The sequence below is a fragment of the Clostridium sp. ZBS2 genome (assembly GCF_023845855.1).
In the GTDB taxonomy this organism is placed as follows: domain Bacteria; phylum Bacillota; class Clostridia; order Clostridiales; family Clostridiaceae; genus Clostridium; species Clostridium aquiflavi.
Window position 1 is genome coordinate 1 of record NZ_JAMQIF010000001.1, and the last position, 16758, is coordinate 16758.

A 16758-nucleotide genomic window follows, 5' to 3' on the forward strand; every position below is an offset into this window, starting at 1 on the left:
AGTTGTGAAAAAGAAAGATATATTTTTTTATGCTTTATTTTTGAATTTTCTTACGCCAGGATATACTTCTTCTGTAAGTTCTTCTATATTATCATCATTAAATAATTCATTATCATCTAAATATTCAATATGATCGAATGCATCTTCATATTCTGTTTCTTCAGTAAGTTTAAATTCATCACTATTTAATCCTTTAGATTCAATGAATTTAGAATAAATATCTTTTAAGTTTAAATTATTTTGTTCTAATTCTTCTATTTGATCTTCATCAAGAGATGATTTTAAGTTATTAAAAAATTCTTCTTCTAAAATCTTATTTTCATCTTTAGTTTTTGAAATTTCTTCTATTTTTATAGCTTTAATATCAACACCATCTATTTCTAAGCATTTACCACAATTATCACATATTTTATTTTCATATATATCGCAATAATCATCATCATTATATTTATTTGTCATTATTAAGTACCCTCATTTCTATAATGAAATTGTCATTCTATTATATCAAAACCATAAATTTAAATCAAATAAAATATTAACTTTAATCTTTGAAACATACAGAACATAAGTTTGTTATATTATAAAACCTATGTTATAATAACAATAAGATAGAGAGGTGTAATATTAATGATCGAGAGTAAGGACAGACAAACGGAAATTTATGAATTTTTAAAATTATATATAGAAAACAAGGGATATCCACCTTCAGTAAGAGAAATATGCGAAGCTGTTTCATTAAGATCTACATCTACTGTACATGGTCATTTAAAAAGATTAGAAAAAAAAGGATTAATTAGAAGAGATCCAACGAAACCAAGAGCATTAGAAATAGTTAAAAATAATAGAGATAAAAAAGAAATGGTAAACATACCCATAGTTGGTAAAATTACTGCAGGTATTCCGATACTTGCAACTGAAAATATAGAAGACTCGTTTCCGATACCTCTTGATTATATAAAACATGATAATGAATTATTTATGTTAAGAGTATCTGGTGAAAGTATGGTTAATGCTGGCATAAGAGATAATGATTTAGCAATTATTGAAAGCTGTAAGACTGCATTAAATGGAGATATTGTTGTTGCTTTAATAGATGAAGAAGCAACAATTAAACGATTTTTTAAAGAAAAAGATCATATAAGATTACAGCCTGAAAATGATTCTATGGACCCGATAATAGTTGATAATTGTTCTGTTTTAGGTAAATTAGTTGGAATATTTAGATCTTACTAACTTAATCAATTAAATTTAAAACAATATAATTTAGTCTTTATTAAATTTAAATTAGTGAATTAAATTAATTACTATGCTTTAATTAGTGCTGAAAAGTTATGAGCTGAAATACTAAGTTATAATTTAGTATTTCAGCTTTTTTTATGTTTAGTACTAATTAAATTTTTAGTTATTTTACTTCAAGTACTTTACTTAATCCTATTAAGATTCCTATTTTACCATGATCAAAGTTTAACCCACCTTGCATATAAGCTATATAAGGTTCTCTTATTGGACCATCTGCAGACAATTCAATTGTTGATCCAGATATAAATGCGCCAGCTGCCATTATTATTTCACTATCATATCCTGGCATTGCCCATGGTTCACACACAGCAAATGCATCAATTGGTGAAGCTGCTTGAATTCCGTTACAAAATTGAATTAATTTTTTAGGATCACCAAATTCTATAGCTTGTATTATGTCAGTTCTCTTATCAGTAGATGCTGGGAATCCCTTAAAGCCAGCAAGTTCCATTGTTTTAGCACAAAATATTGCTGTTTTTACAGCTTCCATAGAAATGTGTGGTGCTGAAAATAATCCTTGATATAAACTTCTCATAAGTCCATAAGTTGCGCCATACTCGCCTCCTATTCCTGGAACAGTGAATCTATAAGAGGCTTGTTCAACATATTCTTTTTTACCAACTATATATCCACCACCTGGAGCAATACCTCCACCTATGTTTTTCATAAGAGATCCTGCCATAAGATCTGCTCCAACTTCTGTTGGTTCAATAGCTTCAATAAATTCTCCGTAGCAATTATCTACAAAAATCACAACATCTTCTCTTACTTCTTTTATGAATTTTATTACTTCTTCAATTTCTGAAACTAAGAAAGATTTTCTAGAAGCATATCCTGTACTTCTTTGTATATGTATTAGTTTTATAGCTTTATCATTTTTTAATGTCTCTTTAATTTTATCGAATTTAAATTTTCCATTCTCATCTAATTCAATAACATCTGTTTTTATATTGTATTCATCTAATGAACCTTTAGTTTTTTTGTCAGCAAGTCCTAATACTCCTAAAAGAGTATCATAAGGCATTCCAGAAACACAAAGTATTTTATCACCAGGTCTTACATTTCCCATCATAGCAGCACCAATAGCATGAGTTCCGCTTACGAAATTAGGTCTAACTAAACCTGCTTCAGCTTTAAATATTCTAGCATAAACTCTATCTAAAGTATCTCTTCCAAAATCATCAAGACCATATCCTGTTGTATTAGTAAAATGTGATTCACTTATTCTTTCTTCTTGAAAGGCTTTTAATACTTTAAGTTGATTAAATTCTCTTATTTCATCGTACTGTACAAATATATCTTCAGTCTCTTTTAAAGCTTTTTTATATAATTTAAATGCTTCTTCACTAATATTGTAATTATTAATTAAAAATTCTTCTGTTTTCTTTAACATTTTTGTATATTCTCCTCCTAGGTATTACAAGTATATTTCCTCAAAAATAAATAGGCAAATAATTGCCTATTTATTTTAGTTTTCATTATCTACAAATAAAATTGGTTTTTCTGGAGTTACAGTGGTTATTGCATGTTTATATATAAGCATTTGTTTACCCTCACTATCTAAAATAACAGTAAAACTGTCAAACCCTTTTACAGTTCCATTTAGTTTAAAACCAGTTGAAAGATATATTGTTACAGGTATTTTGTTTTTTCTTGCACTGTTTAAAAATATGTCTTGTAGATTATTCTGTTGCTTATTCATAAAACCATATTTACCTCCATTTTATTAATTCTCTTTATACCATTATAAACCTAGTTATTTGTTATGTCATCAACAATTTTGCTTAATATTTCCTCATCAGACAATACATCTTTATCTAAAAAAGTACATCTAGGATCTCTTCTAAACCAAGTTAATTGTCTCTTAGCATAATTTCTTGAACCCTGCTTTATCAAATTAATAGCTTCATCTAATGAAATTTTTTTATCTAAGTAATAAAATATTTCTTTATATCCTATTCCTTGCATAGATTGCATATCAGAAATATATCCAAGTTTTTTTAATTCTATGCATTCATCAATAAGTCCATTTTCAATCATGATTTCTACTCGCTTATTAATCCTATTATATAACTTTTCTCTATCCATAGTTAATACATAATAAAATACATCATAATCTGTTTTATAAAAATCATCACCTACATTATATGAACTAAATGGCTTTCCAGTAATTTTATAAACTTCAAGAGCTCTTATTACTCTTTTTCTATTGTTAGGATGTATCTCTCTATAACTTATTTCATCTATTTTTTTAAGCATTTCATGGACATAGGTATTACCATTAGCTTCTGCAAGTGATTCTAGATAAGTTCTATACTCATCATCTTTTTCAGATTCTGTAAAAGTAACATTACAAGTTAAAGAATTTATATAAAGTCCTGTTCCTCCAACTATCATAGGAAGCTTTTCCTTAGCTATAATTTCTTTTATTGCTTTTTCACCTATATTTTTAAAATCTGCAACTGAAAATTCCTCTTCTGGAGAAACAATATCTATCATATAATGATTTATATCTTTCATCTCTTCTTTTGTAACTTTAGCTGAACCTATATCCATGTTCTTATATATTTGCATTGAATCTGCTGATAGTATCTCTCCATTTAATTTTTCTGCAAGTTTTATTGAAAGTTCTGTTTTCCCAACAGCTGTAGGACCTCCAAGAACTAAAATCTTTTGTTTCATTATTTAAACAATCCTCCTAAATTTTTTATCTATATCTGTACTAGTAAATTGAATAATAGTTGGTCTTCCGTGAGGACAATGGAAAGGATCATCTATATACCGTAACTCTTCTATTAATTTAACCATCTCTAACTCATCTAAAGAATCATTTCCTTTTACTGCTGATTTGCATGCTTTAGTTGCTATAGCATTATATTTAACTTCAGTAGTTTTACCTGATCCTAAATTTTTAAGATTATCTAATATTTCTAAAAACAAATTCTTAGGTTTTAGCTTACCTAGAAAATAAGGTACTTCTTTTAATGCTATAGATGTGCCACCAAATTCTTCAATAGTAAAACCAGCTTCTTTAAATATATCTTTGTTTTCTTCAAAATACGAGTAATCATCCATGCTTAAATCAATTACTGTTGGTATCATAAGGGGCTGTATTATTATATCTCCACAATTTATATCATTTAAATACTTTTCAAACATTATTTTTTCATGAGCTGCGTGTTGATCTATCATATAAAGAGTTCCTGCATATTCCCCTAATATATACGTTTTATTATATTGACCAATAATTTTTATAGCAGGAAACTTTGGAATTTTTTCTTTTAATAATTCTGATGTTCCTATTGTTTTTGATTTACTTTCCTTATATTTATCACCTTTACAGCTATCTTCATGCTTATTAGAGTTAGATGTATAAGAGGTTTCATAATTTACTTCATTATTGTCACAAATCACTTCTTTATTAGAACAACTATTAGCATCATCTTCTAATTTAATGTGATCACTTTTTAAATCAACTGGAATATTAACATTTAAAGGAATCTTATTATGAATATCAGTGTCTTTTTTGTATTTTTCATCATAAATATGATTATTTATGCTATTATCCTCGTGTATAGAACATATGTTCTTTTGTGACAAATGATTAGTATTAAGTTTAACTTTTTCTTGTTCTTCTTCAATTTTAAATGTTATTTCTTCAATATTTAAGTTAGCATTCTTACTAGTAGCTTCGTTTTCTTCTTCAGGTATTGAAAATGTACTAAAAACTTCTTCCTTTAAAGATGTATGAACAGCACCAAATATCTTTTTAAAAATAAAACGTTCATCATTGAATTTTACTTCTGATTTAGTTGGATGAATATTCACATCTATATATTCAGGGTATATATCTATAAATAATATAAAGAAGGGAAACTTACTTACAGTAGAAAATGATTTAAATGCTTGCTCTACTGCAATTCCTAAACTTCTATTCTTTATATATCTGCTATTTACAAAAATACTTTGATTATTCCTAGAACCTCTAGCGATATCCTCTTTTCCTACGTAACCATAAATAGTAGCAATATCAGATGTATCTTCAAAATATAATACATTTTCAACTATACTTTTACCATATATAGTTCTTATAACATCTTTCATGTTGCCATTACCATATGTATGAACAATCTTTTTCCCATTATTAAATAGTTTAAAACTAATGTTAGGGTTAGATAAAGCTATTCTAGTTATAATATCATTAATTAAAGATGATTCTTTAGATGTTGTTTTAAGAAACTTTTTTCTTGCTGGAACATTGAAAAATAAATCCCTTACTTCCATTATAGTTCCTTTATTAACTCCACATTCTGTAACTTCTGAAAATTTTCCACCTTCTATTGTAATTTCATATCCACATTCTTCAGTTTCTTGTTTTGTTTTTAAATTAACTCTAGCTACTGATGCAATAGATGGAAGAGCTTCCCCCCTAAAACCTAATGTGTTAATACTATATATATCTTCAGACTCTTTTATCTTGCTTGTGGCATGTGGCAAAAAAGCTTTCTCTATATCCTCTTTATAAATGCCATCTCCATCATCAATAATTCTTATTAAAGAACTTCCACCCTCTTCTATTTCTATTAATATATTCTTAGAATTTGCATCTATAGCATTTTCGACTAATTCCTTTACTACTGATGCAGGTCTTTCTACTACTTCACCTGCTGCAATTTTATTAGCTGTATCTTCATTTAATATATTAATTCTTTTCACATTTTGCACCCCCTTGTAAGTCTCTACTTTATAAGTAAATCTAATATAACATATTGCATGTATATTTAGATATTTAATTCCCATTTATAAGTTTCTTCAAATGTATTATATCCAATTTAATTGCTAATAACAAATCTAAATTATATTTACAAATACAAATTAAAAACTCTTAGGTTATATTTCTGAAAATAACACCTAAGAGTTTTTAATTATTTAATAAATCATTCTAATTTTTATTTACGTCTTCTTGCAAAATCTACAAATTTAAATTTATCTGGTCTATGTCTAGACTCAGTATATTGAAACAGACTTGTATCATCTAAGTAAGTATAACTTTTAACAACAACAATCATATTAAAGTTTTTCATATTTAAATACTTCTTGTCTTCTTCTGTTGCAAATTGAACAGTTATTTCTTTTTTTGCATAAGCTATTTTTAATCCAAGTTCATCTTCAATATACTTATAAATAGATTCTTCACATATTTCTTCAGTGATATTTTCAACATATTTTTTTACTAAATAATCCTTATCTAAGATTATTCTTTCATCTGCGATACTTCTAGATCTTATTATTTTCCAAACCTTATCTTTAGAGCTTAATTCTAGTTTTCTACTCATACTTTCATTTGGATGAACACATTCTAAAACTTCAACTTTAGTTTTAGAATTTGGTCCTAGTTTATCTGCAATTTCTTTAAAACTAACTACACCTGATACAGGAAAATCAAATTTATTTATATCTAACACAAAAGACCGTCTACCTTTTATCTTTTGTATATATCCATTTTCCTCAAGCAAAGTTAATGCTTTTCTTGCAGTATCTCTAGAAACTTTATATTCTTTCATAAGATCACTTTCTGAAGAAATTTCATCATTTGCTTTAAATATCCCATTTTCTATTTTATTTGCAATTTCACTATATATATTAAAATATTTACTCGCCATAATTTATCACCATAAACATTTTAACATAATATATACTTAATTCTCAACAATATAAACAACAGATTCATATGGTCTAAGTAAAATTTTATCATTTAAATCCATACTATCTTTATAATTTGAAATTAATATTCTACAATTTTTAAATAAAAGATTATGTGGTAATAATACCTCAGTCTTTTCAGCATAAAAGTTATTTAAAACTATTAATTTCTCATTGTTATATTCTCTAGTATATGCTAAAACTTTTTCATGTTCTTCAAGTATCATATTAAATGATCCATTTGAAACAACATCATGTTCCTTTCTAATCTTTATAAGATTTTTATAATGATAGAATATAGAATCACTATCTTTTAATGCATTTTCTGCATTTATTTCTTTATAAGATTTACCTACTGGTATCCAAGGTACGCTAGTTGAAAATCCACTATTATTTTTATCATTCCATTGCATAGGGGTTCTTGAATTGTCTCTTGATTTTGATGCTAATATCTTATATATTTCTTCTTCATTAACACCATTTGCTTTTAAAATATCATAATAATTCTTAGATTCAATATCTCTATATTCATCTATTGAATTAAAATTAGGATTTGTCATTCCAAATTCTTCACCTTGATAAATATATGGTGTTCCTCTCATCATATGAATACAAGTTCCAAGCATTTTTCCACTTTCTTTATGATATTTATCAGTATTTCCAAATCTAGAAATTATTCTTGGCTGATCATGGTTACACCAAAATACTGCATTCCAACCATTCCCTTGTTCCATACCTTCTTGCCATTCTTTGAAGATAGATTTTAGTAATTTAAAATCAAAGTTCATAAGTGTCCATTTATCACCATTATCATAATCGACTTTTAAATGATGAAAGTTAAATACCATAGATAACTCTTTTTCATCCGGATTTGAATATTTAATACAATTATCTATAGTTGTAGAGGACATTTCTCCAACTGTTATTATATCGTTATATTTACCGAAAGTATTTTTATTTAATTCCTTTAAATATTTATGTATATTAGGACCATCTGTATAAAATCTTCTTCCATCGCCCATAGTATCATCTTCAAATTTTTCTGGTTTTGAAATTAAATTTATAACATCAAATCTAAATCCTTTAACACCTTTGTTTATCCAATGGTTTACTATTTTGTATATTTCGTTTTTAACTTCTGAATTGGTCCAATCTAAGTCTCCTTGTGTCTTATCAAATAAATGCAAATAGTATTCATCAAATTTATCTATATATTCCCAAGCACTCCCTCCAAATTTTGATTGCCAATTAGTTGGTGGTTTATCTTCTTTACCTTCTTTAAATATATAGAAGTCTTTAAACTTTTCCTCTCCATTTAGAGCACTCTTAAACCACTTATGCTCTGTTGAAGTATGGTTAAATACCATATCAAGCATTATATTAATATTTCTTTTTTTAGCTTCTTTAACAAGTTTATCAAAATCTTCATTAGTTCCAAACAAAGGGTCTATATTATAATAATCAGCTACGTCATAACCATTATCCTTTTGTGGTGATACATAAAAAGGAGTAAGCCAAATATAATCAATCCCTAATTCCTTTAAATAATCTAGTTTGTTTATTACTCCATTTAAATCGCCTATTCCATCTCCATTTGAATCATTAAATGATTTAGGATATATTTGATAAACAGTACTTTTTTTAAAGTCTTTCATACTGCTAATTCCTCCAATTTAAAATTATTATTTATTAGCTTAGTTTTTTCTTTCCAATTATTAAAGTTAACACAAATGGTACTACTATAGCTATTACCATTGCTACTGCAAACATAAGCATATGTTGTGGTTTAATTGATAGAATACCAGGTAATCCACCAATTCCTACAGAGTTTGCCATTACTCCAGTTGATACAGATATTACAGCGGCTATAGCTGATCCTATCATTCCACATACAAATGGGAATCTATATTTTATATTTATACCAAATAATGCAGGTTCAGTTACACCTAAGTAAGCTGATATACATGCTGGAATGGCTATTTGTTTTTCTTCTTCATTTTTTCTTTGAAGATAAATCATGGCTAAAACTGCTGATCCTTGAGCTATATTTGATAAAGCTATCATTGGCCATAAAGATGTTCCTTTGAATTGAGCCATTAATTGTAAGTCTATTGCATTAGTCATGTGATGTAATCCAGTTATAACAAGCGGTGCATAAAGGAATCCAAAGATTGCAGCAAATATACTACCAAATGCTGATGTTAATCCACCATAAACTACTGCTGAAACCCAAGATCCAATTGTCCAACCTATAGGTCCAAGAACAGTATGTGCTATTAATACCGTTGGTACTAAAGCAAAGAATGGTACAAATATCATTGAAATTGAAGAAGGAACTATTTTTCTAACTCCTTTTTCAAGATATGCTAGTACAAATCCAGCTAAAATAGCAGGTATAACTTGTGCTTGATAACCAATCATATCTATTTTTGCAAAACCAAAATCCCAAAATGGAATTATGTCAGCTTCTGCAACAGCATAAGCATTTAAAAGTTGAGGTGATACTAATGTAATACCTAGTACTATACCAAGTATTTGAGTTGTTCCCATTTTCTTGGTTACTGCCCATGTAATTCCAACAGGTAAGAAGTGGAATATCGCTTCACCTATTAACCATAGAAAGCTATGCGTTCCTGCCCAAAACTGTGATATTTCAATAAGAGTTTTTGTACTGTTTTCAAACATCTTAATATCACCTATGATATTTCTAAAACCTAATATAAGTCCTCCTACTATAATTGCAGGTATTAAGGGTGAAAATATTTCTGCTATATTAGCCATCATTCTTTGAACAATATTCATATTTGATTTAGCTGAACTTTTTAAGTTGTCCTTGCTTACTCCATCAATTCCAGCTAATGCAGTAAAATCATTATAAAATTCCGCTACATCGTTTCCAATAATAACTTGAAACTGCCCTGCTTGAGTAAATGTACCCTTAACAGATTTTATTTTTTTAATTTTTTCTTCATCTGCAATAGATGTATCATTTAAAACAAATCTCATTCTTGTTGCACAATGTGATACAGCACTTATATTTTCTTTTCCACCAATGAATTCTAATAACTCTTTAACTTCCTTATTATACTTAGACATTATTTTTCCCTCCCTCTCAATACATATACGTATATGTTGTGATTAAATAATAACCTATACGTATATGTATTGTCAATGTTTACATTAAACTTTTTTATTTAGTAAAAAATACCTTAAAACAAACTATTAGATTAGAATGTTTTAAGGTATCTTAAATTTAATTTACATCATCATTAAAAATCTTAGCTTCTCTAATTACATAATTACATTGGGGATTTGGACAAGCTCTCTCTATTATTATATATGCTCCATCTATTTTACGTTTTCTAAGTAGATTTTTACTGCATTTTGGACATTCTAAAGGAATACTACAACCACAATTCATAAATTTATCTCCTATTTATTATTTTTATTAAAGTTTTTTTGCATCTGTAACTAATTTATATAAAGTATTCATAGCTTCCATAGGATTAAGGTTTAATATATCTACTTCACTAAGTTCTTTTATAAAACTTTCTTTTTCTATAAATTCAAAGTTAATTTGCATATTGTCATTAGAAACATCTTTATGCTTCTTGGTGTGTTTATTATTGTTTGATTCTTTTAACTCTTTTATTTCATATTTTAAAGATTTTATAGTTTCTTCATACTCTGCATTTTGAGTTTCAACTCTTAAGATTCTCTCTTCAGTATAGTTACAACTAGTTTCATTTATATCTATATTTTGATCTAGATTATTTTGTGCATTAGAAATAATTTTATCCTCTTCATTTTTAGCAGAATCAATAGCAATTTCTTTTTCTTCATCTGAATCCATTGAACATGCTGATACTTTATTTATATCAAAGGCATTTTTGCCTTCTAAATCCTCAAGAATTTCTCTAGCACGATTAATAACATTCTCAGGAAGTCCTGCAAGCTTTGCAACTTCTATACCGTAAGATTCATCTGCACCGCCCTCTACTATTTTTCTTAAAAAGACTACGCTATCTTTTAATTTTTTAACTGCTACAGAGTAATTTTTAACTCCAGGTAAAATCCCTTCAAGTTTAACAAGTTCATGATAGTGAGTTGCAAATAAAGTTTTGCATCTTAAATCCTTATTTTTAGTTATATATTCAATAACAGACCAAGCAATTGAAAGTCCATCATAAGTTGAAGTTCCTCTTCCCACTTCATCAAGTAAAACTAAACTATTACTTGTAGCATTTTTTAAAATATTAGAAACTTCCCACATTTCAACCATAAATGTAGACTTTCCACCTGCTAAATCATCAGATGCTCCTATTCTTGTAAAAATCTTATCACAGATAGATATGTTTGCACTAGTTGCAGGTACAAATGAACCTATTTGAGCCATCAATGTTATAAGGGCCACCTGTCTCATATATGTAGATTTACCAGCCATATTAGGTCCAGTAATCAATAATAATTCCTTATCAGTTTGATTTAATGCAGTATTATTTGATACAAAGTCTCCCTTTCCAATTACTTTTTCAACTACAGGGTGTCTTCCATCAGTTATTTTAATTAATCCATCTGTATTTATTTCAGGTTTAATATAATCATTTTCTAAAGCAACTAAAGCTAAAGTTGAAATACCATCTAAATCTGATATTATCCTAGCGCTCTTTTTTAATCTGCTTATTTCTTTTTCAATTTTATCTCTTATTTCAACAAATATAGAATATTCTAAGTTAATAAGTTTTTCTTCAGAACCTAAAATTTTATCTTCCATAACTTTAAGTTCTTCAGTTATAAATCTTTCAGCATTAGCTAATGTTTGCTTTCTTATATATCTACCTTCTGGGATAGAATTATAATTTGATTTACTTATTTCTATATAGTATCCAAATACCTTATTATAACCAACCTTTAAAGACTTAATACCTGTAAATTCACGTTCTCTATTTTCAAGAGCAGCAATCCACTCTTTTCCATGAAGTTTACTTTGACGTAATTCATCTACTAAAGTATTATATCCATCTTTTATTATGTTTCCTTCTTTTAAACTTAAACCAGGATCTTCTTTAATAGAGTCATTTAATAAATCTCTTACATCAATCAATTCATCTAAATTTTCATAGTATCCTTTTAACAATTCAGAACTAGTATCTTTTAAAAGTTCCTTAATACATGGAAGTTTATCTAAAGATGATTTAAGAGATAATAAATCTTTAGCATTGACATTTTTATTGGATATTTTACCAACAATTCGTTCTATATCATAAATTTCTTTTAAAGCGCTTCTTAAGTCTTCATTGAAACCTATTGAATTAAATACTTCTTCAACTCCACTTAATCTTTTTTCTATTTCATCTTTAACTATAAGAGGTTCATCTATCCATTTTCTTAAAGTTCTTCCTCCCATAGATGTTGCACTTTTATCAAGAACCCAAAGAAGAGATCCTTTTTTAGTTTTTTCTCTTATACTTTCTGTAAGCTCTAAGTTTCTTCTTGAATTTCCATCTATGGTCATATAATTTATAATTTCATATTGTTCTAATAAATTGATATTCGTTAAACTCATCTTTTGAGTTTCATTTATATATTTAAGAAGTACTTTACTTGGAATCTCTCTTTCTATTGTTAATCCACTTACTTCTAAGTCTGAAAACTGCTCTATAAGTTCTTCTTTTGAAACTAAAAACTCATTAAAATCTTTTTTCGTTATAAGAACAGGAAGTACATTGTTTATTTCTTCTAACAATTCTTCGCTTATATTATTGTCAACTAGTATTTCTTTTGGAGAAACCTTTGAAATCTCATCTAATAAGCTCATCTTAATATTATTAAAAGATGTAGTTTTAAATTCACCAGTACTTATATCAGACATTGCTATTCCAAATTTATCTTCATATCCATATATCACCATTAAATATGTATTATCATTTTCTAAATTAGAATTACTATCTATAAATGTTCCTGGAGTTATTACTTTTACAACTCCTCTTTTTACTATTCCTTTGCTTTGCTTGGGATCTTCAAGTTGTTCACATATAGCAACCTTATATCCTTTAGTAACAAGTCTTGGGATGTATGCAGCAGCTGCATGATGTGGAATACCACACATTGGTGCTCTTTCTTCAAGTCCACAATTTTTGCCTGTTAAAACAAGTTCAAGCTCTCTAGATACAGTTAGTGCATCATCAAAGAACATCTCATAAAAGTCACCTAATCTATAAAATAGAATACAATCATTATATTCTTCTTTTGTTTTCATGTACTCTACCATCATTGGCGTTAAAGCCATAATAATTTCCTCCTTTTAATTAGGTATAATAACATTTAATATTCTTACCTAATTTTAAACTTAAAATCAAGTCTTATTTTATCATAGGGGGAACCAGTAATCAAAATTAACTTAAAAATTACTTTATTCAAATAATATTAATTTTACTATATAACTAAAAAACAAAATATTATCACCATTGTTAATAATAGTCCGTTATTTAAAACATTAAAAACCACAAGCAAGGCTAAAATAATAATTACTACCCATATAACTGAATAATATAATTTATAAAAATTTTAAACAAAATATAAAAAAGCCTTCCAAAATAAAATGGAAGACTTTCTTTTAAATAATATACTTTATAACACTATTTTCAAACAATTCATTTATTTTAATTGTAAAAAATGATTTAACCTCTTCTAGCTGTTCTTTAGTATAAACATATTTTCCATATCCAAATTGACCGTACTTATATTTACGTTCTTCATCATTCATTGGTAAAGTATTATCTGGAAATACTTCATTTATAACATTTTTTGCTCTTGTAGTATATCTATGGGTTATAACTTCAAATGATAATGGATATTTTAAATCCTTAGGCATCTTATCATGTAATCTTATCAGAAGCTCATTGTAGTCTTCTTTCCAATTTTCATATAAAAATACTGGAGCTATTATAACTCCAATTGGATACTGTGCTTTTGCAACTTTTTCACAGGCTTCAAGTCTTAAATCATAAGAAGATGTTCTATTTTCAAAATCATTTATTACTTTATTCGTATTTAGAGTAAATCTAATTTCTGTCTTTCCTTTATGATCTATATTCAAAAGCGTATCTACATCATTATATTTAGTTACAAATCTAAATTTACCTTTTTCTTCATTTGCAAAAAATTCAATAGCTTTTTGTAAAGAATGAGTATATGGTTCTACTGGTATAGGATCTGATGTAGCAGCACCTTCAAATATTGTTATCTCAGGACTTCTCTCAATAATATGCTTTTTTGCTTGATTTAATATATCATCTATATTTACATTAACTTTAATAAATGGTTTAGTACTTAAGTTAGTATTAAGATAGCAATACTCACAATGTCCTGTACATCCAGAAAGAAGAGGCAATTGATAATGTGCTGAAGGCTTACATGACTGGAACTTAAAACCCTTTTTAATTCCAACTACTAACGTATTTTTACCTTCTCTATAATAACTATAAGTATCATCTCCTGGAATATGCTGTTTTACCCTATTTCCACTTATATTTATAATATCAACATTTTTATTATCTTTAAATGTATTATATATACTTTGACCAATCTCATAATCTAAACTTCCCTTTTCAAATAATATTCTTTTAGGAATAAACATATATAATTTTCTCCTCTCAAAAAGTTGATTTTATAGATTTTATTTTGTAAAATTACCATTAAATCAATAGTTAACATTTTTCAATAATTGTTTTCAAACATATTTTTTAATATTTGAAAATCTTAAGTATAGAAATCTAACATAATCTAATTTTTATTTTTAGTTAAATTTAGATATTTATACATATTGAAAATTATTTTATATGTATAAACACTAACTATGATCTTTTAATGCATATAATTAACTACATACTATTAATGTGCATATGATTACTAAATAAAAATAACTGCTTATTTAATAAAACAAGCAGTTATTTTGGTTAATTATCCATATAAATTACAGGTGGTTTTAAGACCTATTATATATTTTAACTTTATAATTTTATTTTATTCATTAGATTGATAATTTGTGATTTATTTCATTATATATCCTGTATATATTGTAACTCAGATAATTTAATACAAATTTTATTAATATCATCGTAGCTTTTAGATATACTGTTAATATTGTTATTTAAGTCATCAATACTTGATGATACTTCTTCCATTGAAGAAGCAATATTTTCAATATTTTTACTTACATAATTAACTTCTTTTAATGTATCATTAAATTCTTTTTCTAGAATACTACAATTGCAATTTATGTTTTTTGAATTGTGCAATACATTTGAAGTATTGTTGTTTATATTATTAAATAAGTCCTTTACAGCTTCAGTATGCTTATTGCATACTTCAATTGATTTTTGCTCATTTAATATTTCATCTGAAACAATTATAGTTTTACCTGATATATTATTTAGTATTAATGATATTTTTTCCGTTGCATCTCTTGAATTTTCTGCAAGTTTTCTAACCTCTTCTGCAACTACTGCAAAACCTTTTCCATGTTCTCCAGCTCTTGCTGCTTCAATTGATGCATTAAGTGCTAAAAGATTTGTTTGATTTGATATTTCACCTATTGAATCAATTATTTGTACAATTTTTTTGTTTTCATTGCTAAGCTCTTTAATTAGATCAACCACATTTATAATGTTAGAATTCACTTTATTCATCTCTATAGAAAATTCATTAAAACTATTAATACCGTTAGTTACAACATTTTCAGTTTTTAAAGATAAATTCTCCATTTTTTTAATTGAAGTTGTAACTTCGTTAAGATTTTTTGCACCATTTTTCATCAATTCAATAACTTTATTTATAATTAGGACTTCTTCAGTAGTTTTTGCTGCTACAGCATTTGATGACTGGGTAATTTGATTGAAAATTTCTCCGGTGTTATCAATTCCAGATTTAATCATAATATTTGCATCAGTTAAATGATTAACAGTCTGATTAATTTCAGATAATAATTCATTAGACTTAGAATTTGATTCTATTATTGCTTTAGCATTCTCTTCAGATTTTTTATATGCCTTTTTAGTTAATATAGATAAGAACACCAATATACCAGTCATAACAACAATATAAGCTATAAAAAGTCCAAGTTGTTCATAATTAGCATTATTAAATACTTCAACTCTATATTTGAAGAAAAAGTATATAACTACTCCAATATTTATAATAGAATTGTATATAACAACTTTCTCTTCTTGATAAATACTTGTTAAGATAATTCCATAGTAGATAAGTACAAAAGCAGCTAAACCTGGCTTTAAATTCATTATTAAAATATTTAATATAGGAAATATTGTTACTGAATAATACATAGCACCAATCATATGATCTTTCTTAATTAAACATCCTAAAATAAAAATACAAATTCCACCAATTACTATTATTGGCATTATAACATGGATTCCAGATTTAAAAAATAAATCAAAACTTATTCTTCCAATCAAAGAAACCAAAAGCCCAAGTAACATAACTATATTTTTGAGCTTTAACATTTCACTGTGATTCATTTAATTTCCTCCTTAGTTAAATTCAACTTATAAAAATTATAATATTTTTATATATCATAGTCAATTATTGTTATTAAATGAAACATTTTGTAAATAAAGGTATTTTTATGTTTAAAAATATAACTAAGATATAAAAACACGTTTATTTTCTTCAATTAGAATCTTTCTTTTAATCGCCAAGGTAAAAATCACCTAAGATAACTAAATCTTAAGTGAT

13 protein-coding genes are annotated in these 16758 nt (G+C 26.7%); 1 reads left to right on the forward strand and 12 read right to left on the reverse strand.

Going from position 1 to position 16758, the window contains the following annotated elements; translation table 11 throughout:
• Window positions 1–27 precede the first annotated feature (27 nt).
• Window positions 28–459 (reverse strand): hypothetical protein, encoded by a 432-nt coding sequence (locus tag NG918_RS00005; RefSeq protein ID WP_252212263.1) that lies wholly within the window; start codon window positions 457–459, stop codon window positions 28–30.
• Between the two features lie 168 nt (window positions 460–627).
• Here NG918_RS00005 and lexA point away from each other — a divergent pair, with 168 nt between their 5' ends.
• A complete protein-coding gene (gene lexA / locus NG918_RS00010; protein WP_252212262.1) occupies window positions 628–1233 on the forward strand; it encodes a transcriptional repressor LexA in 606 nt (201 codons plus the stop codon).
• A gap of 169 nt (window positions 1234–1402) precedes the next feature.
• On the opposite strand, the gene NG918_RS00015 is transcribed toward lexA, so the two are convergent.
• From NG918_RS00015 to NG918_RS00065, 11 genes are all read right to left on the reverse strand, one after another.
• Window positions 1403–2692, reverse strand: coding sequence for a methionine gamma-lyase family protein (locus NG918_RS00015; protein WP_252223808.1), 1290 nt, complete (start codon window positions 2690–2692; stop codon window positions 1403–1405).
• A gap of 75 nt (window positions 2693–2767) precedes the next feature.
• Window positions 2768–3001, reverse strand: a complete 234-nt coding sequence (hfq, locus tag NG918_RS00020; protein ID WP_252212260.1) for an RNA chaperone Hfq — start codon at window positions 2999–3001, stop codon at window positions 2768–2770.
• A 50-nt stretch (window positions 3002–3051) separates the two neighbouring features.
• Window positions 3052–3981 (reverse strand): tRNA (adenosine(37)-N6)-dimethylallyltransferase MiaA, encoded by a 930-nt coding sequence (gene miaA, locus NG918_RS00025; protein WP_252223812.1) that lies wholly within the window; start codon window positions 3979–3981, stop codon window positions 3052–3054.
• Window positions 3982–3984: 3 nt separating this feature from the next.
• Window positions 3985–6015, reverse strand: a complete 2031-nt coding sequence (mutL, locus tag NG918_RS00030; protein WP_252223815.1) for a DNA mismatch repair endonuclease MutL — start codon at window positions 6013–6015, stop codon at window positions 3985–3987.
• Window positions 6016–6248: 233 nt separating this feature from the next.
• Window positions 6249–6962 carry a trehalose operon repressor gene (gene treR, locus NG918_RS00035; RefSeq protein WP_252223818.1) on the reverse strand — a complete coding sequence of 238 codons (714 nt, stop codon included), beginning with the start codon at window positions 6960–6962 and terminating at the stop codon, window positions 6249–6251.
• 36 nt (window positions 6963–6998) lie between these two features.
• Complete coding sequence (gene treC / locus NG918_RS00040) at window positions 6999–8657, reverse strand: alpha,alpha-phosphotrehalase (RefSeq protein ID WP_252223821.1); 1659 nt, start codon at window positions 8655–8657, stop codon at window positions 6999–7001.
• Between the two features lie 34 nt (window positions 8658–8691).
• Window positions 8692–10098: a PTS system trehalose-specific EIIBC component gene (treP, locus tag NG918_RS00045; RefSeq protein ID WP_252223824.1), complete on the reverse strand. Its 1407-nt coding sequence runs from the start codon at window positions 10096–10098 to the stop codon at window positions 8692–8694.
• A gap of 157 nt (window positions 10099–10255) precedes the next feature.
• Window positions 10256–10423 carry a hypothetical protein gene (locus NG918_RS00050; protein WP_252212254.1) on the reverse strand — a complete coding sequence of 56 codons (168 nt, stop codon included), beginning with the start codon at window positions 10421–10423 and terminating at the stop codon, window positions 10256–10258.
• Window positions 10424–10450: 27 nt separating this feature from the next.
• Window positions 10451–13291: a DNA mismatch repair protein MutS gene (mutS, locus tag NG918_RS00055; protein ID WP_252223827.1), complete on the reverse strand. Its 2841-nt coding sequence runs from the start codon at window positions 13289–13291 to the stop codon at window positions 10451–10453.
• 327 nt (window positions 13292–13618) lie between these two features.
• Window positions 13619–14641 (reverse strand): spore photoproduct lyase, encoded by a 1023-nt coding sequence (gene splB / locus NG918_RS00060; protein ID WP_252223829.1) that lies wholly within the window; start codon window positions 14639–14641, stop codon window positions 13619–13621.
• A gap of 421 nt (window positions 14642–15062) precedes the next feature.
• On the reverse strand, window positions 15063–16541 hold the full coding sequence (locus tag NG918_RS00065) for a methyl-accepting chemotaxis protein (RefSeq protein ID WP_252223832.1): 1479 nt from the start codon (window positions 16539–16541) through the stop codon (window positions 15063–15065).
• Window positions 16542–16758 lie beyond the last annotated feature (217 nt).